Here is a 23,459-nt window from a genome sequence, read left to right on the forward strand (position 1 = left end):
CCTGGGGATGCCGGCCGTGGGAGCTGATGCCGGCGTCGGGATCTGCTCAGTCCGAGGACGGAAGGGGCCGGGCCTGCTTCTCGGCGAGAACCGCGTCGCCGATCGCGAGGGGTCCGGTGCCGGGACGTACGCACAGCACCTCGACTCCCCCACCCTCGTATCGCTTGCCGATGAGAAGACCCTGGTCCGTCGCCTCGCCGGCGGCCGGCGCCGCATCGGCGGACATCGGTTCGCCTCCGCACAGCAAGGGTCCGGTCACCGTGCCGTCGACTCGGACGACCACGACTTCGGCACCGCACACGGGGCTCTTGAGACGTTCTCCGACCTTCATGTTTCTTTCCTCTCGTGTCCGGGACCGATCCGGGTCTCCGGAAGGCTCGTCGGGCACCGGAGGCGGCGCTGCCGACGGCGGCGGGTATCGATGGGTTCTACTGGCTGGAGCCGAACAACTGCGCGAATTCGGCGCGGAAGGCCTCGGTCTCGTCGGCGGTGACGATCCGGCTGTTGACCCAGATGTCGTCCGCGGACGTCGCGGCCGTGGAGATGTCGGGCAGCACGGAGCCGGCGCGGTCGGCGACGGCTTCTTGACCGGCCTTGGTCACCAGGAAGTTCGCGAACAACTGTGCGGCATTGGGGTGCGGTGCGGTCGCCGGGACCCCGGTGAGGAAGGGTGCCCCGAAGACCGGCGAGGGCAGACCGGAGTCGACCGGAGCACCGGCTTCCTTCTCCGCGGTGAGCGGCATGGTGTAGATGGCCGCGGCAATCTCACCGGAGGTCAGTGCCTGGGCCATCGCCTGGGCGCCCGGATAGGTGCGGGGCTTCTGACCGGCGAGCTTCTCGACGTAGTCGGGTGAGACCGTGTCCCCCAGGAAATCGTAGAAGTCCACGATGGCGGACGACACCGGCAGCATCACGCCGATCTTCCCGTCCGCGAGGGAGGGGTCGAGCAGGTCCTCGTATCCGTCGACGCCGTCCGGTACCCGGGAGGTGTTCCAGCCGTAGGTGAGGACCGCGGCCGACGAAAGGAAGATCCGGTCGTCGTCCCGCAGGAACTTCTCGCGGTCGAACTCGGCGGCGTCGAAGGCGGGGCCGGTGACCGGGACGAAGTAGTCCTCGGCCAGCCGCGTGTCCACCCAGGGCCGGGAGGCGGTGGCGATGACATCGGCCGTGTGGCGACCGGTTTCCGCCTCCGCAGCCAGCTTGGTCTGGAGGTTGGCGTCGTTGTCGCGGACGATCTCCACCCCGATGCCGTACACCGACTCGAATCGGGCCGCGAGTTCCTGGAGGTTGTCCGTCGGTTGCCCGGTGAGATAGGTGACCGAGCCTTCCTCCTTCGCGGCCTCGATGAGTTCCTCCCAGGCGCTGTCCCCGGCCGGACCGAGATCCTCCGCGGACACCTCCGTGGTACCGGACCCGCACGCAGCAGCAGCGAACGTCACTGCGGCGATGCCGATTCCGGCAAGCGAGCGACGAAGCGACGGAAATCTCATGGCAGACCTTTCGATTTTCTGAAGAGTCGAGCGACCGTGCGCCGGGGGACGCAAGGGCGATGCGGTGGGACGGCCGGGATGCTCAGCTTCCGGAAGCGACCCGACCGTGGACGCGATGTCGCGCCTCGCGCCAGGTCAGGCCACGGTCTGCCCGAGCCTCCGCGGGGAGCCCGAGAAGTCGTTCCGCGACGATGTTGCGCTGGATCTGATCCGACCCGCCGGCGATGCTGTAACCGGGGGCGCCGAGAACGTGCGCATTCCATTCGTAGGTACCGGGAATGCCTGTGTCGGCGATGAGGTTGCGTCCCAAGACCGTTCGTGCTGTGTCGGAGACCGCGGCGAGCTTGTCGACCCATTGGATCTTGCGGACGGATCCGATCGCCGAGGGCGCGGCCCCGCCGTCGCGGGTCTGACGGTCCCGCAGCAGGTCCACCGCGGCGAGTTGCTGGCGCAGGTACACCCGGGCCAGTTGCTCGCGCACACGCGGGTCCTCGTCGCGCCCGAGGCGCCGGGCCGTGGCCACGAGTTGATCGAACTGCCCGCCGACATTCGCGGTATTGGAGCCGCCTTCGCGTTCGAAGGCGAGTGTGGTCAGAGCGACGGACCACCCCTTGCCCACCTCCCCGAGACGAAGACTGTCGGGGATGCGGACCCGGTCGAGGAAGACCTCGTTGAAGCTGCTGCCCCCGGACATCTGCCGGATCGGGCGGATCTCGACACCGGGAGCGTCGAGAGGGATCAGGAATGCGGTCATGCCCTGATGCTTGGGCTGGTCGGGATCGGTGCGGGCGATGAGTTCGCCCCACTCGGCGAACTGCGCTCCCGACGTCCAGACCTTCTGCCCCGAGACGATCCAGTCATCACCGTCCCGGACCGCGCGTGTTCCGAGATTTGCGAGGTCGGAGCCGGCATCGGGCTCGGAGAACAGTTGGCAGGCAAGCAGTTCGCCACGAAGCATCCGTGGCAGGAACTGCTGCTTCTGCTCGTCGGTACCGAGGAGCCTGATGGTGGGGGCGATGAGGTGCAGGGTGACCGAGACGAGCTCGTGCGGCGGGAGCGGGCACAGTTCGTTCTCGATGCGTGCGAAGGCTTCCGCGACATCGGTTCCGGTCTCCGTGCCGCCGTATTCGGTCGGCCATCCGAGCGCACCGTAGCCGGCGTCGAACTTCTCGCGCTGCCAGGTGCGGTGGCGGTCGAGGAGCGCCCGCTCCTCGTTTTCGGGGAGATCGTGGAAGACCGAGACGTCGTACTCGTCGTCGCGGACGGTGAACGACAGTCGGGCCAGGGTGTCGGTCATCCAGGTGCGGGCGCGGGTCTCGAATTCCGAGAGGGACATGAATACTCCACTGGCTGAGATCGTCCCGGGTGGGGCGATCGGGCTGTTGGTCGGTCCGCGGCCGGTGGCAGAAGCTACCCGCTCGGCATCCATTAGGAACATACGCATATTAACGGAGATTTAGGTCACAGTCCAGTGATGCGAGAGATGCGTGTCACCCCGCCGGAGGACCGGGACCGGCCGCGAACCGCCGGTGCCGGTCCGCTCAAAGGGTATGGACCGGCACCTGGGACTCGAGGACGTCAGTCCAGGTTGTAGAGCGCGGCAGCGTTGTCGTGCAGGATCTTTCGCGCGTCCGCCTCGGAGAGATGCGCGAAGTTGCGACGCAGGTAGTCGTCCGGCCGCACGGCATCGCTCGCCGGTCCCGGGGACATCGAGGTCGGGTGCGGGTAGTCCGTCTCGTAGAGCACGTTGTCGGCACCGAGCTGCTCGATCGCGCTGCGCGCCGAATCCTGCTCGAACCAGAAGCAGCCGTAGATCTGCCGCTTGAAGTACTCGCTGGGCAGAAGCTCGTAGTTCGGGTGCTCCTTGTGCACGCCACTGTTTCGCCACTGCCAGTCCATGCCTTCGAGCGCGAACGGCATCCAGCCGATACCCGACTCCACGGAGACGAACTTCAGCTCGGGGAACCGGTCGCAGATGCCACCGAAGATGAGCTGCGAGATCGTGCGGGCATTGTCCATGAAGAACGAAATGCCCATCATGCCGTAGTTGGCCGCCACACCGTTGCTCTCGTGTCCGAAGCCGCTCAGATCGACCTCGCCCGAGGCGATGTGGAAGTTGATCGGCAGCTTCTTCTCCTGCGCGGACGCCCACAGCCGGTCCCAGTACGGGTCGGTCAGTACCGGCAATCCGAATGCGGCCGGGTTCTGCGTGAACACCAGGCCCTTGTGCCCGGCAGCCGCGACCCGCTCGACCTCGGCGATGGTCGCCTCCATGTCCCAGAAGGGCAGGATGCCCACCGGGACGTAGCGGCCGGGTGCGAACTGGGCCCATTCGGTGAGGTAGTCGTTGTAGGCGCGGACACACTCGAGCTGCAGATCGTTGGATCCGTTGGACTGCAGTGTCTTCTGACTGAAGACCGCGACGTTCGGGTACAGGATCTGTGCGTGGATGCCGTAATCGTCCATCAGCGCCAGACGCTTGGCGGGATCCCACGAACGCGGATCGGTGTCGGCGAAGCGCGGCGGGCAGCTCGGCGGGTATTCGTGCCAGCCGGCCATCGCGGGCGCACCGACGGCGCTCATGCGGGTACCGGAGACGAACCACGCCTCGTCGCCGCGCTGTTCGTCCCACCGCACGTGGGGAACGAGATCGCCCCACTTCTTCGACATCCGGGACGTCCACAGGTCCGGCGGTTCGACGACATGGGTATCGGTATCGATGATCTTGATATCGCGAAGGTCGTACACGAGAACTCCTCCTTGTGGAGATCGGGAAGTGGAAATTCGGGTGCGCACGTGCGCGGAAGGGCGGCGACGTCCGGTCGCAGCCGAGAAGGTTCTGCGATTGCCCGAAAGGGGCCTACTTGATCGCGCCGGCGATCTTGAGTTCGACGATGCGGTCCCAGTCCAGACCGTGCTCGAGCAGCACCTCGTCGGTGTGCTCGCCGTGATGCGGGGCTCGCGTCAGTGTCGGGGCCTCCCCGCCGAAGGAGGTCGGTGCCGTCACCATGTCCAGGGTCCGCCCGTCCTCGTATTCGACGGTGCGGACGAAGCCGTTCGCCAGGGCCTGCGGATCGGACAGCACGTCGATCGGCTTGCGGAAGACATCCCACTGCCCTTCCTGCTTGCCCAGGATGTCGGTCCACTCCGCGAGAGTGCGCTGCTCGAAGATCTCCGTCAGGATCGCCGTGCACTCACGGGAATTGCGGGCGCGGTCCTCGAAGGTCGCGAACCGCGGGTCGTCGATCAGGTGGGACAGGCCGATCGCCTCGCACAGACCGGGCCAGAACTTCTGGCTCTGCAGCAGCGCGAGATGGATGTAGCGCCCGTCGCTGGTGCGGTAGATGTTGGAGACGGGATTGACCGGGTTGTGGCGGTCGGGATACGGCAACTCGTCGGTACCGACCATCTGGCAGCCCGCAATCGTCGCCTGCATCGCCCAGGCACCGACCGAGAACAGCGACGTGTCGACGACGATCCCCTCACCGGTGCGTTCGCGGTGGAGCAGACCCGCCGCGATACCGCCGGCCAGGGCCATACCGCTCTGGGAGTCACCGAAGGCCGGACCGGGCATGTTGGCGGGCCAGTCCAGATCGTCCGGGGCGATGGATCCGGCAGCACCAGAGCGCGCCCAGTAGGTGATGCCGTCGAAACCACCCTTGTCGCTGTCCGGGCCGGCGACGCCCTGAGCGGTGCCGCGGGCATACACGATCCGCGGATTGCGTGCGAAGATGTCGTCGACGTCGATACCCAGCTTGGCGCGCGCGTCCGGCAGGAAGTTCGTCATGAAGACGTCGGCGGATTCGACGAGCTTCATGAGCACCTCGCGCCCCTCGGGGTGGGCGATGTCCAGTGCGACGGCGCGCTTTCCGCGGTTGTTGATCTCGAACAGGCTCGCGAGGCCGTCGACCTGGGCGGGGACGCCCCAGGCCGCGGTGGAGCGGGTGGGGTCGCCGAAATCCGAGTGCTCGATCTTGACGACGTCGGCTCCCCAATCGGAGAGGATCGCGGCCGCCGAGGGGACGAACGCGTACAGCGCCACCTCTACGACCTTGATCCCGTTCATCACCGTGGTCATCGAGTGTTCTCCTTCGTCGTCTCACGGCCACGAGAGGCCGCGTACAGCATGGGAAGTGAGCGCCGAGCGACTCCGTGAGATGCGGGTCGGAAATTCGGCGGAAGCTCGAACGCGAGCTGAAAACACCGTAACTATAGCAATGTTTTGTGCGTTGTACATCACAATTTTTTCGAGAGGTCGCGAGGCGACGCCACGCAGGGCGGGTCAGTAGAGCGACTCACCCCCGTCCACCACGAGGTTCGTGCCGGTGACGAACGCCGAATCCGGACTCGCGAGATACAGTGCGGCAGCGGCCATGTCCGCTGGGGTGCCGGCCCGGCCCATGGGGACCGTCGCGGCGCGCTCGTCGAACAGGTTGTTGCGGTCCTGGGCGAGAGGGGTCGCAGTGATGCCGGGCGACAGCGCGTTCACGCGCACTCCCGTGGGCGCGAGCTCGTAGGCGGCGAGGCGGACGAGCTGGTTCAGGCCCGCCTTCGAGGTGCCGTAGGGAACGAGCGAGGGCCGGGCACCGAGCGCGCGGATCGAGGAGACGACGACGATGGACCGGTTCTCGTCCACACGCTCGACCATGGATCGCGCCGCCGCCTGCACACAGAGGAACGTCCCCGTCAGATTCAGGTCGATGCAGTCCTGCCATTGCCGCGGCGTGAGCTCGAGGAAGGGCACCACACTCCCACTCCCGGCATTGGCAACGAGTACATTGAGCGGCCCGTTCCGATCCTCCGCGGTCTCGAACATCGCGGCGATGGAGTCCGCGTCGCTGATGTCCGCGACGACGCCGGAGACCCGGTCCGCGGCCTGGCACCGCATCTGCAGTCTCTCGACCGCCGCGTCGAGCACTTCGGGCCGACGTGCCGCGAGGGAGACCGTCGCTCCGGCATCGAGCAGACGCTCGGCGATGCCGTAGCCGATGCCCTCGCTCCCTCCGGTCACGAGGGCGTGCTGCCCGACGAGAGCGCCCGCGCCGGTGTCGTTTGCAGAATCTCCGGGTATACGTGTGTTCTGAGTCATAGGGAGTGGTATAACATCAACTAACCGAAACATACATATATTTCCAGGTAGCCCTCAACACCGGGCTTCCTCCCTATACTCGGCCGCACGCTCACCCCCGCTCGGACGAGTGCGGGCCCCTGCAGAGACGACGAGGACACCATGACCCGCAACTTCACGAGTTCGCAGTCGGACACCGCCGCGCGACGACGCGCGGTAGCCATGACTCGCACCGAGAAGGTCTCGCGCACAGTGGCACGCATGGTCGCCAAGGAGATCGCCGACCGGCAGCTCGCTCCCGGTTCGGCCCTCGAAGCCGAGTCCGAGATGGCTCGACGCTTCGGCGTCGGCCGCGCCTCCGTCCGCGAAGGGCTGCGGCTGCTCGAGGCCCAGGGCCTGGTGACGGTCCGACAGGGCCTCGGCGGTGGCCCTATCGTCTCCGAACCCACGGGGAGCGAATTCGGCGACACACTGTCGATGTACCTGCAGGCCAAAGGTGTTCGTTTCCGCGAGGTGGCCGAGGCCGCACTGGAGATGGAGGGCCTCGCGGCGGCGATGCTCGCCGACCGTGTCGCCGCCGGCGAGGACGTCGATCTCGACGCCCTGGCCGGAAAACAGATCGTGCCGGAGATGACCGACGACGAGGTCGTCGACACCGCGGTCGGCTTCCACCAGACCTTGCGGGAGATGTCCGGCAACTACGTGCTCACCCTCACCGGCTCGGCGCTCGCGCACATCTACACCTTCCGCATGCTCGAAGCACACCCCGATGTCTGGGACGACGAGGAGCGCGAGGGCTTCGAGGGTCCGCACCAGGCGATCCACAGTGCCATCGCCGCCGGCGACTCGGAACGCGCCCGCCGCCTGGCCCGCGAACACATGCGTGAGGTCATCGACCGCCTCTCCGCTCTCAACCCCCGAATGCTGGACGAACGCGTGGACTGGCGCTGAGCCCTCCCCTTCGGCGACGACCTGCATCCGGGGGTCCCCCGCTCAGGTCTCCCTGCTGTTCACCAGCTACATGACGGTGATGTGTCTGGCGATGGTCGTCACGGGCTGGATCTCGAGCCGCACGGGGTGCGCGCCACCCTCCTGGTCGGCCTGGCCCTGATCGCGGCAGCCGCGGTGGGAGCCGGCATCGCCACCGGTCCGCTCGTCGGCGGTGTCCTCGGGCAGATCTCGTGGCGGGCCGCCTTTCTCGGGTCCGCACTCCTTGTCGCCCTGTCCTTCGTCCTGTTGGCGGTCGTACTCCCCCGTACCCCGCGTGCCGCCGAACCGACTTCGCTCGTCGCGCCGTTCCCAGCCCTCGCTCATCGCAGTCTGTTCTCGGTCGCAGCGGTGTCGCTGCTCTACCATCTCGGTCTCTTCACGGTGCTTCGCGTCGGTCGTGGCCGTACCCCGTCTGCGGGGATCGGTCGGTGCCGTGCCGACCGTTGCAGCGTCACTGGCCCTGATCGAGCGACTGCAGGGAGTCCCTCTACGATTCGGGGGTGACGTGGGCCACTCCACGCGCTATGCTCTCTAATATCCCAAATATGACGATATTTTGGTCGTCCATTCCTTCTTCTGCCTACGGCACGAAAGGCCTCGTCATGAGCGAACTTTCCCTCGGATCCGGTTCCGTCGTCGTCACCGGCGGAACCGGTGGTCTCGGCACCGCAGTCACCGAACGGCTCCTCGCATCCGGCGCCCGGGTGGTCGTCCCGTGGTACGACGAGGCCGAAGCGGACCGGTTGACACCCCACCCCGATCTCGTCCTCGTCAAGGCCGACCTGTCCGACGAGAACGACGTCGAGCGGGTGCTCGGCCTCGCGACCGCCGACGAGTCCCGCCCCCTGACCGGCCTGGTCAACCTCGTCGGGGGCTTCCACTCCGGTAGCCGCGTCCACGAGACACCCGTAGAGGTGCTCGACGCCCAGCTCTCCCTCAACCTGCGGATCGCCTATCTCGTCACCCAGGCCGCGCTGCCCGAACTCATCCGACGCGGTGGCGGATCGGTCGTGTGCATCGGGTCGGCCGCCGCAACCCGCCCGTTCCCGGGAGCCGCCGGCTACATCGCCTCCAAAGCCGCTGTCGCGGCGCTGGTCCAGAGCATGGCGGTCGAGTACGCACCCGACGCCATCCGCGTCAACGGTCTCGTGCCGTCGATGATCGACACCCCCGCCAACCGCAGCGCGATGCCGAACGCCGACACCTCGTCGTGGGCCCGCCCGGCCGACATCGCCGACGTCATCACCTTCCTGTTGAGCGACGCGTCCCGCTCGGTGACCGGCGCGCTGATCCCCGTCACCGGAACCACATCCGATCGCTGATCCCGGCCACTGGATACAGGAGGACCCCGCGGGCGATCCGCGGGGTCCTCTTCTGCATCCGGTTCACCGGCGAATCGGATTCACCGGTGGAGCGCCGGCGATCGCACACCGAGCCGGTCCGCGACGGCCGCGAGATTCTCACGTCGCTCCGCGACGGTGGCGCCCTTCCAACCCGCATCCGCCCACACGACCAGATCGTCCAGTCCACGATCCCGGTACCGTTCGAGATCGGCCGCCGTCGTCGCCTCGGTGACCTCGACCCGCACGTAACACGGGAACTCGGCATTCCCACCCGCGTCCGTGCGATGACGGCGCAGGCTGTCTACCAGATCGACGGCTTCCTCGAAGGTGGGTGTGCCCGAGGAGATCCAGGCGTCACCGAGACGCGCCGCACGGGACAGAGCCCGAGGACCGTTGCCCCCGTACACGACCGGCACGGACACGGCTCGCGGGTGCAACCGCACCTCGTCGAACCGATAATGGGCGCCCTCGTGGGAGAACGACTCGCCGGCCCACGCCTTCCGCAGGATCTCCACGCATTCGTCGGTGCGCGAGAACCTCCCGGCGAAGGGCACGTCGAGTGCAGCGAACTCCTCGGCGAGCCACCCCGCGCCGACACCGAACAACAACCGCCCACCGCTCAGTTCCTGCAGGGTGATCGTGGTACGCGCGGTGTGCAGGGGATGACGCAGCGCGGTGACGTGGACGGCCGTACCGAGCTTCAGCCGCTCGGTCACCGCCGCGATCGCCGCGTGCAGCGCGAGCGGATCGGTGAGTTCGGTGGTGTCGTCGACGATCGGTCCCGAATGGTGCTGGCGGGTCCCCGTCGACGGATGGTCGCTCGCGTACGAGGTCGGGTGCAGCACGTGCTCCCCCAGCCACAGCGCGTCGAATCCGAGTTCGTCGGCGGCGCGGGCCAGTTCGAGCGCGTCGAGCGGCGTTGTTCCGTAGGTACACAGTCCGATGGTGGGCATGTCTTCTCCTCGTGGTCGGGAACGGAGACGGGGCACGCCCGGGGCGGTTCGCACCACCGGACGTGCCCCGTGCGGACAGGATCTCTGCTCAGGCAGGCAACAGCCCGAGCGCTCGGCGCGCGAGCGGCGCGACGAGCTCCCCTCGCTGTCCCATCCGCGGATCGGTGGTCTCTCCACGGACGAACCGCGCATAGAGCTGCTGCAGGATGACCACGGTCTTCCAGCAGCCGAAGGCCTCGTACCAGTCGATGCGCGACAGGTCGAGATCGCTGCCCGAGGCGTAGCGCTCGACGATCTCCGCCCGCGACGGCAGATCGAGCGCGTGCATACCGGGAACGACGATGAACGCCGCGTCCGAGTCGGGAGCCACGGCCCGGTCCGGCCAGTAGTTGAGCAGGGTGCCCAGGTCCACGAGCACATCACCGGTCGTGGCCATGTCCCAGTCGAACACCGACTTGACCCGGTCGGGGTCGCCGTGCGGGAACTGGCAGTTGTCGACCTTGTAGTCGTTGTGCACGATTCCGGCCCGCTGACTCGCAGGAACGTCGGCCCGGATCCGACGGCCGACCTCCTCGACGAGATCGGCGACCTCACGGTCGGAGACGTACTCGGCGACGGCATCCCACCGGGACGACCACCCGGCGACCTGCCGTTCCAGGTATCCCTCCGGCCGGCCGAGATCGGCGAGATCGCACGATGCCGGATCGACGGCATGCAGGTCGGCGAGCCCGTCGACCACGGCGAAGCCGATCCGCCGACCGGCGTCCGGGTACTGTGCCATCGACTCCGGGATCTCGTCCCACACCACGATTCCGTCGCGGTACTCGGAGACGAAGAACTCGGCGCCCACGACAGAGGTGTCGGCACAGTGCAGCAGCGCACGCGGAGCCCGGTCGTACGCGCGGTACAGACGGGAGAGCACCCGATGCTCACGCGCCATGTCGTGCGCGCCGCGCGCGATCTGCCCGAAAGGAGGACGGCGCACGACCAGCAGGCGGTCACCGAAGGCGACCCGGTAGGTCAGGTTCGCCGAACCACGCGGGAACTGCAGCACCGAGAACCCTCCGTCGAGACCGTCGAGGTTCGACCGCAGGTAGGCCTCCAGCGCGTCCCAGTCGAGTTCCTCCCCGGGACGGACGGGCGCGATCTCGACCCGCGGTTCCTCCGCGCCCTCGACGCGCGACTCTTCGGCGACGCCCGTCATCACTGCACCCCCAGCGCCGGCAACCCGAACTTGGCCTCTGCTGCAGCATCCAGTGCGAGCAGATGGGTCGTCGGGAACAGCCCCTCGGCCGGCGTCGCCGTCTTCAGCAACTGCTTGGCGATCTGCTGCTTGTGCAGCTCGGTCGCGCCGTCCGCCAGGCCCATGTGGTAGCTCTCCAGAAGCCACTTGCCGAACGGCATCTCGGTGGAGATACCGAGCGAACCGTGCAGCTGGATCGCGCGGGAGACGACATTGTTGAGAACCTTCGGCATCACCATCTTCACGGCGGAGATGTCGGCGATGACCTTCTTGTAGTCGTCGAGCCGATCGATCTTCCACGCGGTCCGCAGCACGAGAAGGCGGAACTGCTCGAGTTCGACCCACGACTCGGCGATCATGTCCTGCACCAACTGCATGTCGGCGAGCGAACGGCCGCGCGTCTGCCGCGACACGGCACGTTCGAGCATCATGTCCAGCGACGCCTTGACCAGGCCGACCGTGCGCATGGCATGGTGGATCCGTCCGCCGCCCAGACGCGTCTGTGCGACCGCGAAGCCCTCGCCCTCCTCCCCCAGCAGGTGATCGGCCGGGACCCGCACATCGGTGTACCGGATGTAGGCGTGCGTGCCCTCGGACTCCTGATGACCCCAGACACCGACGTTCCGGACGATCTCGATACCCGGCGTGTCCACCGGGACGACGAACATCGACGCCCGCTTCGTCCGGGGAGCCTCGGGATCGGTCACGGCCATCACGATGAGGAACGACGAGAACCGTGCGTGCGAGGAGAACCACTTCTCGCCGTTGATGACGTAGTAGTCGCCCTCGCGCACCGCGCGGGTGACGAAGCTGGTCGGATCGGACCCACCCTGGGGTTCGGTCATCGAGTAGCAGGATGCGATCTCGCCGTCGATGAGCGGCTGCAGGTAGCGTTCCTTCAACTCCGGTGTGCCGTAGTGCGCGAGGATCTCGGCGTTACCGGAATCCGGCGCCTGGCAGCCGAACACCACCGGACCGCTGTGGGTGGCACCCAGGATCTCGTTGAGCAGTGCGAGTTTGAGCTGCCCGTAGCCCGGACCTCCGAGCTTCGGGCCGAGATGGCAGGCCCACAGGCCCTTCTCCCGCACGATCTGCTGCAGCGGACGGATGAGTTTGTTGCGCGTCGGATCGGTCACGTCCCAGGCGTGTTCGATCACGCGGTCGACGGGGGCCACTTCCTCGTTCACGAAGGTCTGCACCCAGTCCAGCTTCTCCTGGAACTCCGGGTCCGTTTCGAAATCCCATGCCATGTCGATCGTCTCCTACCGTGTGATGAAAAGTTCTCGTCGGCAATCCGGTCGCCGATTCAGCGTGTGAGGACGGTGCACGCGCTGATCCCCGGCGCCCCGTACACATGGGTGAATCCGACCTTGGGGTCGCCCGGCACCTGCCTGTCCCCCGCCGCACCGCGCAACTGGACGACGTTCTCGTAGACCTGACGCAGACCGGTCGCGCCGATCGGTTCCCCGTTCGCGAGGCATCCGCCGTCGGTGTTGACCGGTATCGCTCCACCGATCTCGGTGGCGCCGGAGCGGATGAGTGTCTCCTGCTCCCCGTGCTTGCACAGTCCCGTCTCCGCCAGATGCATGATCTCCGCACCGGCCTCGGTGTCCTGGATCTGCGCCACGTCGATGTCGCTCGGGTCGATCCCCGCCGCTTCGAAGGCCGCGCGGGAGGCGGTCACCGTCGGACCGTCGGCACGTTCGGGCGAGGTCCACGGACTGAACACCTCGAACGAACCGAACAGCCGCGAGCGCAGTTCGGCAGCCTCGAGGAAGACCGGCGTGTCGGTGTAGCGGTGGGCCCGGTCGGCGCGGGCGAGCACGAGCGCGACCCCGCCCTCTGCCGGGGAGCAGAACATGTACTGGGTGAGCGGGTCGTTGACCATCGTCGACCCGGCGATCTCCTCCTCGCTGAGCGGAGTTCGCCGCCAGGCGTGCGGGGCGAGCGAACCGTTGCGGAACGCCTTGGCCGCCACCGTGGCCAGCAGCGATTTCGGCAGTCCGTGCTCGACGAGGTACCGCTGGATCTTCATGGCGAAGAACTGGGTGGTGACCATCATCCCGGTCTCGCCGTACCAGCGACCCAACCCGTTGTCCTCGGGACGAGGGTTGAATGCTCCACGAGGATGCTTGTCGAAGCCGACGACGAGACCGAGATCGGACTCGCCGGAACGGATTCGGCTGACCGCCGAGGTCAGGGCGCTGCCGCCGGTGGCGCATCCGTTGGACACGTTGACGAAGGGCAGACCGGTCAGGCCCAGGGTGGACACGAGGGTGTCGGCGTTGCCGGCGGAATCGCTGCCTCCGTAGGCGAACTGGATGTCCTCGAACTCGACTCCGGCGTCGGCCATCGCCTGCCGGGCCGCGTAGGCGCCCTGGTCCAGGCCGCTCACGCCCTCGGTGCGACCGAACCTGTGGATGCCGATACCGACGATCGCGACCTTCATACCGTCTCCTCCTTGCTCGGTGCGAATGCGAAGGTGACGACCTCGGTGCCGTCGTCGTCGACGTGGTTGACGATGCTGCACAACCGCATCGGCATCCCGATCTCCAGCGATTCCGGGGCGTTCACGGTGAGGCGGGACTCGACGATCACGTCACCGAGGTCGATGTAGCCGACCCCGAAAGGGGTGAACGGTTCGGTGTGCAGGAACGGTTTCTTCGGAGCGAAGGACTGCACGGTGTACGACCAGAGCACGCCGTCCCTCGGCAGGGCCTCGGGGTTCATCTCCGCGGCCCCGCAGCGGGGGCAGCTGGGCTGCATCGGAAAGGTGACGGTCGCGCAACGGGAGCAGCGTGCGCCGCGCAGTGCGACGTTCGGGTCGTCGTCGACGAACAGGACCGGATCGATCGGGCGGGTGGGCGTCGTGGTCATTCGCCCTCCCCGGTGCCGTCGTTCGCGCGCTCGGTGTCGATCTCCCAGACGGGCAGTACCACGGGGTTTCCGGCCGCGTCCTCGCCGAGGTCCTCGAAGGTGCAGCGGACCGGAGTCCCGGCGGTGACGTCCGCGCGACCGGGCAGGTTGCCGATCAGGCGCACGCCGGCCTGCTCTCCGTCGAGGTCGACGACGATCACGGTGTACGGGACCGGGAACAGCGGATGCACCTGATGTTCGACGATGGTGTGGCTGTACACGGTGCCCGTGTGGGGCGCCGGCTGCCACGACACCTCGGTGCTCGCGCAGTACACGCAGCGCGGTCGCGGCAGGTGGATGCGTCGCCCGCAATCCTCGCAGGTGAGGATCTCGATGCGGCGCTCGGCAGCGGCGGAGAAGAAGCCTGCGCTGCCCCGTTCGGTGACGAGGGGACGGAGCCGGTCGGTGGTCGCCGCGCTCGCGGCTGCCGCGGCGCTCATGCCGCCACCAGGATCAGCGCGGACGCCGCCGGGGGCGGGGCCGAGGTGACCAGGGAGACCTGCGCGCCCTCGACCTGGCTCGTGGAGGTGCCGCGGATCTGCCGCACCCCTTCGACGACGTGGTTCATTCCGTGGATGTATCCCTCGGACATGTGTCCTCCGCTGGTGTTGATCGGTATCGCTCCACCGAGGTCGATCTGGCCCTCGGCGAGGAAGTCGCCGGTGTCGCCGCGCTTGCAGAACCCGTAGTCCTCGAGCTGGATGAGGGCCGTGATCGAGTAGCAGTCGTAGATCTGCGCGACGTCGACGTCCGCGGGGCCGAGACCGGCCCGGTTGTAGAGCGTGTCCTGGCATTCCCGTGACGGCAGGGCGGTGATGTCCTCGCGCATGAGTGTCGGGTACATCAGGCCCGGTTGGGGGTGACGGCAGGTCGACATCGCGACCGACCGGATGAGCGCCGGCGTCTGCCGCAGGTCCTTGGCGCGTTCGGCGGTGGTGACGACGACCGCTGCGGCACCGTCGGTTTCGAGGCAGTAGTCGAACAGGCGCAGGGGCGACGACAGCATCCGTGAGTCGAAGTAGTCGTCGAGCGTCATCGTCCGGTCGTACATCTGGGCGGCCGGATTCGCATTGGCGCGCTTCCGGGTCACCAGCGCGATCTGCGCGAGTTGCTCGGAGGTCAGGCCGGTCTCGGTCATGTAGCGCTGAGCCATGAGCGCGAAGTACTGGCCGGACGACAGCAGCCCGTACGGGCCGAAGAACTCCTCGAAGGTCTCGTTGCCGCCCACCTCGGGGGTGACGACAGGAGACAGGCCGAACCGACGGCCCGATCGGCCGTTGAGCGAACGGAACACGACGACGGTGGTCGCCTGTCCGCTCATGATGGCGGCGACGGCCTGGGCGACCATCGCGGCCGGCCCCGAACCACCCGGGCCGGCCTCGCCCCAGTAGGTCAGGTGCGGGACGCCGAGTCCGTCGGCGAGCGCCGCACACGAGACGAGATCCATATCGTTGCGGACGACGCCGTCGACGTCGTCCGGGGTCAGTCCGGCGTCCTCGAGGGCCGCCGCGGCGGCCTCGACGGCGAGCGCTGTGACGGAGACACCGGAATCCTTGGAGAACGCGGTTGTTCCGATTCCTGCAATGGCGCAGGCATCCCTGCGCCAGGTCGGGTCGGTGGACATGTGTGGGTCACCTCTGTGTCGTGCCCGCCGCAGCGGGCGGGGAGTCAGTTCGCGGTCAGTCCGCCGTCGGCGGCGATCGCCGCGCCGGTCACGAAGGAGGCGTCGTCGGACAGCAGGAAGGCCACCACCGACGCCATCTCGGCCGGGTCCGCCGAGCGTCCGAGCGCGGTGTTCTCCACCACCCGACTGCGGGTCGCCTCGGGCTCGGGGCCCTGCAGCGCCTGCGAGTTCACCCGCAGACCCGTCCGCACCAGTCCGGGGCACAGGCAGTTGGCCCGGATGTTCCGGTCCGCGTACCCCATGGCAACCGACCGGGTGAGCTGCAGGACGCCTCCCTTGGACGCGTCGTAACCGGGGGTGTTCAGGTTGGTCGCCACCAGCGACGCGACCGAGCCGACGGTCACGATCGAGCCCCCGCCGGCCTGGAGCAAGTGGGGCAGGGTGGCCCGCAACGGTAGGAAGGTACCGGTGAGGTTCACGCGCAGGATGCGTTCCCAGTGGGCGAGTTCCATCTCGTGGAGCATCGCCGTCCCGTTGATGCCGGCGCAGGTCACCACGCCGTCGAGACCTCCGAACTCGTCCGCCGCGGCAGCCACGGCGTCCGCGACGGAGGTCTCGTCGCCGACGTCGCACCGCAGCCCCAGCGTCGGTGCGCCGGTCTCCGCGACCGAAGCGGACACGACCTCCGCGGCCTCGCCCCGGGCGTCGGTCACCGCGACCGCTGCGCCCTCGGCGGCGAGTCGCTTCGCCACGGCCTCACCGATGCCGCTTCCACCGCCGGTCACGAAGATCCGGCGACCTTCGAGTCTGCGCGGCACCTGGGCGGTCTCGGGCCGGGCCTCGTTGTCCAGCGCGGTCACAGTCGCACTCCCGCGTCGACCGGCAGCGCCACACCGGTGATGAATCGTGCTTCGTCCGAGGCGAGGAACAACACGGCGTTGCTCATGTCCTCGGGCGCCACCCAGCCGATGCCCATCGGATTGCGGTCCTTCGAGCGCTCCCACAGGTCGTCCGGTCCCGGATTCTCGAGATCGGGCCCGAAGATCCGGAAGGTCGCATCGTTATGCAGCATCGGCGTCTCCACGGCGCTCGGATTGACCGTGTTGACGCGGATGCCGTGGGGGCCGAGTTCGGTGGCCAGAGTCCGCATGAGGCCGACGACACCGCTCTTCGACGCGTTGTAGTGACCGATGTTGGCCGAGCCGAGCATCGCCTGGATCGAGCTGGTCATGACGATCGATCCACCGCGGCCGGCGCGGATCATCTCCGGGACGACGGCTCGAACGGTGTGGAACACCCCGGTGAGGTTGACGTCGAGCATGTCCTGCCACTCTGCGTCACTCAACTCCCAGGTGGGCCGGAAGCCCACGATGCCCGCGTTGGCGCAGACGATGTCGATGTGCCCGAACGTTCCGATCGCGTCCGCAACCGCAGCGTCGAGCTGCGTCTGGTCCCGGACGTCGGCGACGCGGGACAGGACCCGACGGCCGGTCGCGGCGACGAGCGCCTCGGTCTCCTTCAGGTCGTCCCCGGTGGCAAGCGGGTACGGCACCGAGTCGATCGACCTGCACACGTCGAGGAGGACGACGTCCGCCCCTTCCTCGGCGAGACGCACGGCGTGCGCGCGCCCTTGGCCACGGGCCGCGCCGGTGATCAGTGCGACCTTTCCTTCAACTCTTCCCATGGGGGTGACTCCTTCTCCGGCGATCCCGGAACTACTGGTTGAACAGACGGCCGAAGCGGGCCTTGAGTTCTTCGAGTGCTTCCGGCGTCATGGCGTCCGTGTTCTGAGGGGCAACCTTGTCGACGGTGGTGACCGCCGAACCGATGCCGGGCAGAACGGAGGCATTGCGGAACGAGACCGCTTCCTGACCCGCCGGGGTGACCATGTAGTTGGCCAGGACCTGGGCTGCATTGGGATGAACGGCGTCGGCGAGGATCGCGGTGTACATGGGTGCGCCCCACACGACGTCTCCGAAGGCCGAGTCGACAGGGGCGCCGGTCTGCTGCTCGCTCTTCTGGTCCTGCACGAATGCGGCGGCGGCGATCTCACCGGAGGCGAGGGCCTGCGCCAACGGCAGCGCGCTGGGATAGATCCGCGGACGCTGCTGCGCCAGCTTCTCGAGATAACCCTCCCCTCCGACCTGCTCGAGATAGTTGTCGTAGAAATCCACGTGCGCGGTCGACGTGGGAAGGACGATGCCGATCCTGCCGTCGCCGAGCGCCGGATCCAGGAGATCGCCGTAGCTGTCGACGCCGTCCGGGTAGCGCTGGGTGTTCCAGCCGAAGGTCAGGACCGACGCATTGGAGACGAAGTAACCCGTGTCGTCCTTCAGGGTCGTGACGTCGTACTCACTGGCGGAGTCGGTGAAGGCCGGGCCGACGGGCTCGGCGAACTCCCCCTCCGCGCCGAGGCTCACGGCCCACGGCACACTCGCCTGCGTGACCACGTCGGCGACCCGGTTGCCGGTCTCGGTCTCCGCACCGATCTTCTGGTGCAGATTCGCGTCGACGTCACGCACGACGTTCAGGCGGATGCCGTAGTCGGCCTCGAAGCGGCGGCCCAGTTCGGCGAGAGCGTCCGCGGCGTTCGACGAATAGATCGTGACCTCGCCCTCCGCCTTGGCCGCCTCGATCACCTGTTGCCAGGCATCGTCGCCGGCCGGGCCGGTCGATCCGATCGATTCCGAGGTGATGCGGTCGTCCCCACCGTTTCCACCGCAGGCCGCGAGGGTCGCGGCGAGCGCGGCGGCGGTCAGGGTCGACAGGAAGGTGCGCCGGGTACGGCGCGGTGCTCGGATGAAGTCCATGGGAGGCTCCTGGTCGTCGGCCCGTGGGCCGCGGATCGGGTCAGGGGGTGGAGGTGCGGCCGCCGTCGACGGGGATCACGGCACCGGTGGTGTAGGTGGAACCGGGTCCCGCGAGATACAGTGCGGCGCCGACGACCTCGTCCGGATTTCCGGCACGCCGGAGCGGCATCGCCCCGAAGAGTTCGTTGGCCGAGTCCATGTCCCAGGCCTTGCTGATGTCGGTGAGGAACGCACCGGCCATGATCGTGTTGACCCGCACGCTGGGGCCGTATGCCTGCGCGAAGCCCTTGGTCAGGGTGTTCAGTCCCGCCTTGGCCGCCGCGTACGGCAGATCGCTGGTCATCGGTCGCTCGGAGGCGATGGAGCTGATGTTGATGATCGACCCCCCGGAACCCGCCGCCATCCGAGGACCGACGAGGGCGGTCAGACGGAAGGCACCCTTGAGATTGACCCCGATCACCTTGTCGAACAGTTCCTCGGTCACCTGGTCGAGGCTGGGGTACAGAGGTGCCATGCCGGCGTTGTTCACCAGGACGTCCAGGTGGCCGAACTCGTCGTAGACCCGGTCGACGACCGGTTCGTGGGCGTCCCAGTCGCCGACGTGCAGTGCGAGGGGCAGAGCCTTGCGTCCGGTGGTCTCGGCGACCTCCGCAGCGAGTTTCTCGCAACTGTCGACCTTGCGGCTGACGATGACGACGTCGGCACCGGCGTTCGCAAAGGCGAGAACCATCTCGCGGCCCAGGCCGCGGCTGCCACCGGTGACGAGCGCTACCTTTCCTTCGAGAGGACGGGGATGCGTGGTCATGCGGGCTCCTGTCGATGAGGTCGGCGTCGAAGGCGCCGAAAGAGTGAGAAGGTGCGGCGGGACACCGGCGCCGCCGCAGCGACGTCGGGACGGTCCCGACGGAGTCAGGTCGAGGGAACGAGAGGGACGAGGGCCTTACCGGTTGCGGCGCCGTCGAGCATCCCGACGAAGGCATCCCATGCACCGCCGATGCCACCGGCGAACTCGGTGTGGACGGGCCGGATCCGTCCGCTCCGGACGAGCGCGGCCATCTCGTCCTCGAAAGCGTCGCGTGCGTCGAGATGGTCGGCCAGCAGGAAGCCTTCCATCCGGGCGCGACGCCAGATCAGTTTGAGCAGGTTGTTCGGTCCGGGCACGGGTGTGGCGGAGTTGTAGACGCTGATCATCCCGCACAGAGCGATCCGGGCGTGGTCGGCGAGCACACGGATGGCCGCTTCGAGTTGTTCGCCCCCGACATTGTCGAAATACACATCGAGCGCGGTGGCACCGACCTCGGCCATAGCGCTGCGCAGCAGGTCCTTCGCCGGCCCCTCGTGATGATCGAACGCCGCGTCGGCACCGAGTTCCCTGACGAGCGAGACCTTCTCGGGAGATCCGGCGCTCGCGATCACCACGGCACCACGCTGTTTCGCCAGCTGGACCGCAGTGGATCCGACCGCGCCGGCCGCGGACGACACGAACACCACATCGCCGCTGCGCACCTGCGCGATCCGATCGATTCCTACCCAGGCGGTCATCCCCGGGATGCCGAGGACACTCAGGTGCAGGGCTGCGGGGAGATCGTCGTGCCGAAGCCTGCGACAGTCGGACGGGTCGACGAAACTTTCCGTCCGCCAGCCGTACTCGTGGAGAACAAGCGATCCGATCGGCAACTCGGGTCGATCGGACCAGGACACGACCCCGACCGTGGGAGCGAGCATCGGCTCCCCCAATGCGTAGGGCTCCGCGTAGGTCGCCTCACCGCCCATCCTGCCCCGCATGTAGGGCTCGACGGACATGACGAGGTTCCGCACGTGGATCTGCCCCGAGGCGGGTTCGCCGAGAGCGGTTCCGACCAACTCGACGTCGGTGTCACGGGGACGGCCGCTCGGACGCGCCCGGAGGATCCATTCGCGTCGGACGAGTTCGGTGTCCACGATGTCGGTCACAAGGATGCCCGTTCTCTTCGTGATGCGGACGGCAGCGCGATCATCCCGCGAGTCCGGCCGTGACCTGCTCGACGAGATCGCGGCGCACCAGCTTGCCGGTGGGGGTACGGGGCAGATCGTCGACGAACACGACGTCGTCGGGGGTCCGCGAGCCGCGCAGACGTTCACGGCACCACGTGCGGATCGCATCGGCCTCCTCATGGTTGTCGACAGCCGGGACGATCACCGCGCAGATCCGTTCGCCCCATTCGTCGTCGGGAGTACCGATCACGGCCACCTCACGCACCTGCGGGTGGTGTGCCAGCACGTCCTCGATCTCGGCCGGCGCGATGTTCTCCCCGCCCCGGATGATCGTGTCGTCAGCGCGACCACCGATGTAGAGATAGCCGTCCTCGATCCGGGCGCGATCCCTGGTCGGGAACCAGCCCTCCGCGTCCAGGACCGAACCGTTACCCATGTACTCGCCGCTGACCTGCGCCCCGCGCACCCACAGCAGACCCGTCTGCCCGTCGGGCAGCACGCGTTCGCCGTCCTCGGATCGGATCTGCGCTTCGATACCGGGCACGATCCGACCGGCCGAGGAGAGCCGTCCTCGCAGTTCGGGTTTCACGAACGCCTCCCGATGCTCCTCGGGTCCGAGCACCGCGATCGTCGAACTGGTCTCCGTCAATCCGTAGGCGTTGACGAATCCGGTGTCGCCGAATGCCGCGAGGGCACGCTCGAGGACCGGCTGGGGCATCCTCGCACCTCCGTAGGCGAGCGACTCGAGCGTCGGGACCTCGGCGGGCGTGCCGTCGAGGTGGTCGACGATGCGGGCGAGCATCGTCGGCACCACCATCGCGCTGGTGACACCCTCGGTGCGAACGAGGTCGAGCCAGCCCTGCGGCGTGAAGTCGGGCAGGTAGACCATGCGTCGACCCGAGTAGACGTTGCTCAGAACGGCACCGAGACCCGCGATGTGATAGGGCGGCGTGCTGACCAGCGTGGCCTGTTGCCATGCCGCCGAACCGAATTCGACGGTATTGATGAGGTAGGACAGCAGGTGCCGGTGTCGGAGCAGCACCCCTTTCGGAGCCGAGGTGGTCCCGGAGGTGAACAGCACGATCGCGGTCCCCTCGTCTTCCGAGCGGTCCCCCGCGAGAGGTGCCGTCCCCTCCGCGAGACCGAGAAATTCGTCGGTCGAGACGATTCGGTGCGCGCACCCGTCGAGCTTGCCGACATAGTCGGCGTCCGCCACGACGATCGGTTCGTCCAACCTGTCGATCAATTCGAGCAACTGCGCAGCGGGAAGCCGGTAGTTCAAGGGCGCCAGGGGAATACCGGCACGACCGGCAGCGAACATGAGCGTGGGAAGGACCGGACCGTTCACTCCGACGAAGACGACGTTCCGGGCTCCGAGCTCACCGAGCAAGCCCGCACCGCGCGAAGCGAGTTCGTCGAGCCGGCGGTAGGTGACACCGTTCGAACGAGGACCCATCGCGATCCGATCGGGGGTGGCGGCGGACGCCATGTCGAGGACCATCCCGATACCCATATGACCACCTGTCTTCAGAAGCTCTGCCGTACGAGAGAAGAGACGAATCGACCGGCGCTCGCGATCACCGGGTGCCGAACCCTCGGTCGCGAGACCGTGTGATGCACACCATAGCAATTATGCCTATATTTGTGAAGGTATCGGCCGGAATTTTCTGGCAGCCCTCTCACCAGGCAAAATGCGAGACATGCCCGACCCCCGGTACGACCTCACAGACCCGCATCGAGCCGCATGGCATACTTGACGCCACAACTGAACAGCCACCGAACCGCGGCGGGAGAGTCCCGCACACAGCGGGCGCCGAAGGAGCAACCTCCCCGGGAATCTCTCAGGCCCCCAGACCGCCACGGCGAGGCTCCTCTGGAAAGCAACTCTTCCGGGTTCACCGAAGGTGTAAGCGGCTCCGTCCGCGAAAGCTCTCAGGTCCGATGACAGAGCGGGGAACGACAACACCCGCTGGTGCTCGTTTCGTGCACCCTGGACCCGAGGTAGACGTGTGACCGTTTCCCTGGGCGCGCCTTCGCGCGCCGATGATGCCGTGGGCGCGCCTTCGCGCGCCGATGATGCGCTGCTCGAGCAGCGTGCCGATATTGCACCGACCGAGTCGCGTGGCCCTGTTCTCCCTCCCTCCCCCGCCCCGAAGTCGCCGTCGCGTACGAACCGGCGACTCGGGATCGCCGCGATCGTGCTGTCCGCGACCGCGATGGGCGCCGCAGGATTGTTCGGCCGCAAGGCCACTCCCGAAGGCGCGGTGCTCGGTGAGGCACTGACGCTCGGACGGATGGCAGTCGGAGCACTCGGCATGCTCCTCCTGATGGCGCTGTCCCGCCGCCTCGGACAGTTGCGCCGGACCCGTCTGTCCTGGTCGGTCGTCGGTGGCGGTGTGCTCCTCGGACTGTCCCTCGCGACCTATCTGTCCGCCACGGTGTTGACCGACCTGTCCCGTGCCGTGGTTCTCCATTACCTCGGCCCCGTCGTCGCGACGGCCCTCGCCCGGGTGTTCCTGAAGGAGAGGGTCGGTCGCCTCGACGCCCTGTCGATCGGCACGGCGTTCGCCGGTATGCTGCTCGCCGCCGGTCTGGTCGGCGGTGGGTCGTCCGGGGGTGAGCACGAGACGCTGGGCACCGTGCTGGGCGCGGCCTCGGGAGTCTTCTACGGCGGGGCCCTGCTGTGCTACCGCTATCGCACCGACATGCCGTCCGACGTCCGGTCCCTGTGGAACTTCGTCTTCGGTGCCGTCGCGGCAGGTGGGATGGTCGCGGTGACCCGACCCGACATGTCGGGGATGACCGCGACGCACTGGTTGTGGGCCGGTGGGTTCTTCGTCGTCTGCGGCCTGTTCGCGCTGGGGTTGCTCGTCGTTGCGGGCAAGCACCTTCGTGCCGCGGAACTGTCCGGCCTGTCCTACCTCGAGGTCGTGGTCGCGCTGATGATCGGCATGGTCGCCTTCGGAGAGTCCGTGACCGTGCTCGCCGCCGCGGGCGCCGGTCTCATCGTGGTAGCGATGGCACTGCCGATGCTCGGCCGCCGATGAC

The 23,459-nt window shown here is 67.7% G+C and carries 22 protein-coding genes, 1 pseudogene and 1 riboswitch; of the genes and pseudogenes, 4 read left to right on the forward strand and 19 right to left on the reverse strand.

What is annotated here, in order from left to right; all coding sequences use genetic code 11:
- Nucleotides 1–46: 46 nt before the first annotated feature.
- The 6 genes from ACWPOC_RS13065 to ACWPOC_RS13090 all read right to left on the reverse strand — a co-directional run bounded on the left by ACWPOC_RS13065 (nucleotide 47) and on the right by ACWPOC_RS13090 (nucleotide 6,579).
- Nucleotides 47–331: a hypothetical protein gene (locus tag ACWPOC_RS13065; RefSeq protein WP_455408801.1), complete on the reverse strand. Its 285-nt coding sequence runs from the start codon at nucleotides 329–331 to the stop codon at nucleotides 47–49.
- A gap of 97 nt (nucleotides 332–428) precedes the next feature.
- Complete coding sequence (locus ACWPOC_RS13070; protein ID WP_455408802.1) at nucleotides 429–1,490, reverse strand: ABC transporter substrate-binding protein; 1,062 nt, start codon at nucleotides 1,488–1,490, stop codon at nucleotides 429–431.
- 82 nt (nucleotides 1,491–1,572) lie between these two features.
- Complete coding sequence (locus ACWPOC_RS13075) at nucleotides 1,573–2,826, reverse strand: acyl-CoA dehydrogenase family protein (RefSeq protein ID WP_455408803.1); 1,254 nt, start codon at nucleotides 2,824–2,826, stop codon at nucleotides 1,573–1,575.
- Nucleotides 2,827–3,068: 242 nt separating this feature from the next.
- Complete coding sequence (locus tag ACWPOC_RS13080; RefSeq protein WP_059381447.1) at nucleotides 3,069–4,238, reverse strand: amidohydrolase family protein; 1,170 nt, start codon at nucleotides 4,236–4,238, stop codon at nucleotides 3,069–3,071.
- A 112-nt stretch (nucleotides 4,239–4,350) separates the two neighbouring features.
- Nucleotides 4,351–5,568 (reverse strand): CaiB/BaiF CoA transferase family protein, encoded by a 1,218-nt coding sequence (locus ACWPOC_RS13085; protein ID WP_120282500.1) that lies wholly within the window; start codon nucleotides 5,566–5,568, stop codon nucleotides 4,351–4,353.
- A gap of 204 nt (nucleotides 5,569–5,772) precedes the next feature.
- A complete protein-coding gene (locus ACWPOC_RS13090) occupies nucleotides 5,773–6,579 on the reverse strand; it encodes an SDR family oxidoreductase (RefSeq protein ID WP_120282499.1) in 807 nt (268 codons plus the stop codon).
- Nucleotides 6,580–6,720: 141 nt separating this feature from the next.
- Here ACWPOC_RS13090 and ACWPOC_RS13095 point away from each other — a divergent pair, with 141 nt between their 5' ends.
- The 3 genes and pseudogenes from ACWPOC_RS13095 (at nucleotide 6,721) to ACWPOC_RS13105 (ending at nucleotide 8,870) form a co-directional block, all read left to right on the forward strand.
- Nucleotides 6,721–7,509, forward strand: coding sequence for a FadR/GntR family transcriptional regulator (locus ACWPOC_RS13095; protein WP_120282498.1), 789 nt, complete (start codon nucleotides 6,721–6,723; stop codon nucleotides 7,507–7,509).
- A 34-nt stretch (nucleotides 7,510–7,543) separates the two neighbouring features.
- Nucleotides 7,544–7,875, forward strand: a pseudogene (locus tag ACWPOC_RS13100) (MFS transporter); the annotation flags it as partial.
- 275 nt (nucleotides 7,876–8,150) lie between these two features.
- On the forward strand, nucleotides 8,151–8,870 hold the full coding sequence (locus tag ACWPOC_RS13105; protein WP_120282496.1) for an SDR family NAD(P)-dependent oxidoreductase: 720 nt from the start codon (nucleotides 8,151–8,153) through the stop codon (nucleotides 8,868–8,870).
- Nucleotides 8,871–8,950: 80 nt separating this feature from the next.
- Here ACWPOC_RS13105 and ACWPOC_RS13110 read toward each other — a convergent pair whose 3' ends face one another.
- From ACWPOC_RS13110 to ACWPOC_RS13170, 13 genes are all read right to left on the reverse strand, one after another.
- A complete protein-coding gene (locus ACWPOC_RS13110; RefSeq protein ID WP_120282495.1) occupies nucleotides 8,951–9,844 on the reverse strand; it encodes a TIGR03619 family F420-dependent LLM class oxidoreductase in 894 nt (297 codons plus the stop codon).
- An 88-nt stretch (nucleotides 9,845–9,932) separates the two neighbouring features.
- Nucleotides 9,933–11,048, reverse strand: a complete 1,116-nt coding sequence (locus ACWPOC_RS13115; RefSeq protein ID WP_120282494.1) for a phosphotransferase family protein — start codon at nucleotides 11,046–11,048, stop codon at nucleotides 9,933–9,935.
- Complete coding sequence (locus ACWPOC_RS13120) at nucleotides 11,048–12,337, reverse strand: acyl-CoA dehydrogenase family protein (protein ID WP_120282493.1); 1,290 nt, start codon at nucleotides 12,335–12,337, stop codon at nucleotides 11,048–11,050. Before ACWPOC_RS13120 ends, ACWPOC_RS13115 begins: the two co-directional genes overlap by 1 nt.
- 56 nt (nucleotides 12,338–12,393) lie before the next feature.
- Complete coding sequence (locus tag ACWPOC_RS13125) at nucleotides 12,394–13,536, reverse strand: thiolase family protein (protein ID WP_120282492.1); 1,143 nt, start codon at nucleotides 13,534–13,536, stop codon at nucleotides 12,394–12,396.
- Nucleotides 13,533–13,964, reverse strand: a complete 432-nt coding sequence (locus ACWPOC_RS13130) for a Zn-ribbon domain-containing OB-fold protein (RefSeq protein ID WP_455408804.1) — start codon at nucleotides 13,962–13,964, stop codon at nucleotides 13,533–13,535. Before ACWPOC_RS13130 ends, ACWPOC_RS13125 begins: the two co-directional genes overlap by 4 nt.
- Nucleotides 13,961–14,443 (reverse strand): Zn-ribbon domain-containing OB-fold protein, encoded by a 483-nt coding sequence (locus ACWPOC_RS13135; RefSeq protein WP_120282490.1) that lies wholly within the window; start codon nucleotides 14,441–14,443, stop codon nucleotides 13,961–13,963. The genes ACWPOC_RS13130 and ACWPOC_RS13135 overlap by 4 nt, the downstream gene beginning before the upstream one ends.
- Nucleotides 14,440–15,627, reverse strand: coding sequence for a thiolase C-terminal domain-containing protein (locus tag ACWPOC_RS13140; protein ID WP_120282489.1), 1,188 nt, complete (start codon nucleotides 15,625–15,627; stop codon nucleotides 14,440–14,442). Before ACWPOC_RS13140 ends, ACWPOC_RS13135 begins: the two co-directional genes overlap by 4 nt.
- A gap of 44 nt (nucleotides 15,628–15,671) precedes the next feature.
- The gene (locus ACWPOC_RS13145; RefSeq protein ID WP_225623786.1) at nucleotides 15,672–16,487 is read right to left on the reverse strand and encodes an SDR family NAD(P)-dependent oxidoreductase; all 816 of its coding nucleotides are present in this window, start codon (nucleotides 16,485–16,487) and stop codon (nucleotides 15,672–15,674) included.
- Entirely contained in the window at nucleotides 16,484–17,311 is an 828-nt protein-coding gene (locus ACWPOC_RS13150) for a mycofactocin-coupled SDR family oxidoreductase (protein ID WP_120282488.1), read from the reverse strand. The genes ACWPOC_RS13145 and ACWPOC_RS13150 overlap by 4 nt, the downstream gene beginning before the upstream one ends.
- 31 nt (nucleotides 17,312–17,342) lie before the next feature.
- Complete coding sequence (locus ACWPOC_RS13155) at nucleotides 17,343–18,437, reverse strand: ABC transporter substrate-binding protein (protein WP_120282487.1); 1,095 nt, start codon at nucleotides 18,435–18,437, stop codon at nucleotides 17,343–17,345.
- A 40-nt stretch (nucleotides 18,438–18,477) separates the two neighbouring features.
- Nucleotides 18,478–19,242 carry an SDR family NAD(P)-dependent oxidoreductase gene (locus ACWPOC_RS13160; RefSeq protein ID WP_455408805.1) on the reverse strand — a complete coding sequence of 255 codons (765 nt, stop codon included), beginning with the start codon at nucleotides 19,240–19,242 and terminating at the stop codon, nucleotides 18,478–18,480.
- Between the two features lie 104 nt (nucleotides 19,243–19,346).
- Nucleotides 19,347–20,390, reverse strand: a complete 1,044-nt coding sequence (locus tag ACWPOC_RS13165; RefSeq protein ID WP_455408806.1) for an NADP-dependent oxidoreductase — start codon at nucleotides 20,388–20,390, stop codon at nucleotides 19,347–19,349.
- Nucleotides 20,391–20,430: 40 nt separating this feature from the next.
- Nucleotides 20,431–21,924 (reverse strand): class I adenylate-forming enzyme family protein, encoded by a 1,494-nt coding sequence (locus tag ACWPOC_RS13170; RefSeq protein ID WP_455408807.1) that lies wholly within the window; start codon nucleotides 21,922–21,924, stop codon nucleotides 20,431–20,433.
- 264 nt (nucleotides 21,925–22,188) lie between these two features.
- A riboswitch (glycine riboswitch) is annotated at nucleotides 22,189–22,278 on the forward strand.
- 142 nt (nucleotides 22,279–22,420) lie between these two features.
- Here ACWPOC_RS13170 and ACWPOC_RS13175 point away from each other — a divergent pair.
- Nucleotides 22,421–23,458, forward strand: a complete 1,038-nt coding sequence (locus ACWPOC_RS13175) for a DMT family transporter (RefSeq protein ID WP_120282484.1) — start codon at nucleotides 22,421–22,423, stop codon at nucleotides 23,456–23,458.
- Nucleotide 23,459 lies beyond the last annotated feature (1 nt).

The sequence above is a fragment of the Rhodococcus sp. 5G237 genome (assembly GCF_053764735.1).